We start from the raw sequence: 1,578 nt of genomic DNA on the forward strand, positions 1-1,578 counted from the left end.
GTCGTCGATGACGGCGTCGAGGTTGAAGCCGATGAACGTGAGGCTGCGGTCGAAGCCCGCCGCCACGATGCGCCCGCCCGCGTCGCCACCGCCCGGGCCGAGGTCGATCACCCAGTCCGCGCGGGCGACGACGGACATGTCGTGCTCGACGACGATCACGGTGTGCCCGGCGTCGACGAGGCCGTGCAACTGGCGCAACAGCACGTCCACGTCGGCCGGGTGGAGACCGGTCGTGGGCTCGTCGAGGAGGTACAGCGTGTGGGCGCGTCGGCCGCGCTGCAGTTCGCTCGCCAGCTTGATGCGCTGGGCCTCGCCGCCGGAGAGCTCCGTCGCGGGCTGGCCGAGGCGCAGATAGCCCAGACCGACGTCGAGCAGGGTGGAGAGGCTGCGGGCCACGGCCGGGATGTCCGCGAAGAACTCCGCCGCGCTCTCCACCGTCAGCTCCAGCACCTGCGCGATGTTCCGTCCCCGGTACGTCACCTCCAGCGTCCCGGGGTTGTAGCGGGCCCCGCCGCAGTCCGGGCAGGGCGCGTACGTGCTCGGCAGGAACAGCAGCTCCACGCTGACGAACCCCTCGCCCTGACAGGTCTCGCAGCGCCCGCCCGCCACGTTGAAGGAGAACCGCCCGACGCCGAAACCGCGTTCGCGGGCCCCGTCGGTGCCCGCGAACACCTTGCGCACGACGTCGAAGAGGCCCGTGTAGGTGGCGAGGTTCGAGCGCGGGGTGCGGCCGATCGGCCTCTGGTCGACCGAGACCAGGCGGCCCACCCCCGCCGAGTCCTCCGTGATCTCGCCGATCAGCGTGGACTTGCCGGACCCGGACACGCCGGTCACCGCGGTGAACACGCCGAGCGGGAACTGCGCCGTCACCCCGCGCAGGTTGTGCCGCGAGATCGGGCCGGTCCTGAGCCACCCGGTCGCCTCGCGCCCGGCCCGGGCCGGGGTGGGGGAGCGGTCGAACAGATAGCGGGCCGTCGCCGACTCCCCGACACTCGCCAGGTCGGCCACCGGGCCGCTGTGCAGCACCCGCCCACCGTGCTCGCCCGCGTCCGGACCCACGTCGACCAGCCAGTCGGCGCCCCGCATGACGTCGAGATGGTGCTCCACCACGAACACCGAGTTCCCGGACGCCTTCAGCCGCTCCAGCACCGTGAGCAGTGCCTCGGTGTCCGCCGGGTGCAGGCCGGCGGACGGCTCGTCGAGGACGTAGACGACCCCGAACAGGCCGGAGCGCAGCTGGGTGGCGAGGCGCAGGCGCTGCAGTTCGCCCGCGGAGAGGGTGGGGGTGGGCCGGTTGAGACTGAGGTAGCCGAGACCCAGCTCCAGGACCGGCGCGATACGGGACCGCAGGTCGTCGGTGAGGACCCGGGCCGCCTCCGAGGTCCCGTCGAGACCGGCGGCCAGCTCCACCAGCGGCAGTGCCGCCAGCTCGGCGATGGTCCGGCCGCCGAACGTCACCGCCAGGGACTCGGGGCGCAGCCGGCTGCCGCCGCACGCCGGGCAGGGCGCACTGGTGAGGAACCGCTCGGCCTTGGCCCGCAGGGCCGGGCTCTTGGAGTCAGAGAACGTCTTCATCAC

At 73.1% G+C, this 1,578-nt stretch carries 1 protein-coding gene; it reads right to left on the reverse strand.

Annotated elements, in window-relative coordinates; genetic code table 11:
* Window positions 1-1,578, reverse strand: a 1,578-nt coding sequence (locus tag ABZ281_RS48820) for an ATP-binding cassette domain-containing protein (protein WP_356665237.1), incomplete at both ends; no start/stop codon positions are given.

The organism is Streptomyces sp. NPDC006265, from assembly GCF_040613555.1.
In the GTDB taxonomy this organism is placed as follows: Bacteria; Actinomycetota; Actinomycetes; order Streptomycetales; family Streptomycetaceae; genus Streptomyces.